This is a genomic window from Streptosporangium sp. DT93 (assembly GCF_049844535.1).
GTDB lineage: Bacteria > Actinomycetota > Actinomycetes > Streptosporangiales > Streptosporangiaceae > Streptosporangium.
In genome coordinates this window covers 1-224 of the sequence record NZ_JBNCLF010000122.1, presented here as the reverse complement: position 1 = coordinate 224, position 224 = coordinate 1, and the positions used below count along the sequence as shown (strand labels likewise).

Annotated in this window: 1 protein-coding gene; it reads left to right on the top strand. The window is 67.9% G+C overall.

Annotated elements, in window-relative coordinates:
• Positions 1 to 30: 30 nt before the first annotated feature.
• On the top strand, positions 31 to 224 hold a 194-nt coding region (locus tag ACLQ2R_RS39740), incomplete at its 3' end, for a hypothetical protein (protein WP_425966575.1).

Sequence of the window (224 nt, the reverse complement as noted above, 5' to 3'; positions counted from 1 at the left end):
GCACCCCTGATCGCAGGCGCACGGCTGGTCATGGCACCACCGATCTCCTACACCCCCACCGACATCGCCACCTGGGTCGCCGAGCACGACATCACCGTGCTGCACGTCACGGCATCGTTGTTCGCCCTCCTGGTGGATCACGAGCCGCAGTTGTTCGACCGTCTGCGGCGGTTCCTCACCGGCAGCGAGACCGTCTCCCCCCGCCACGCGGCGCTGATCCTGCA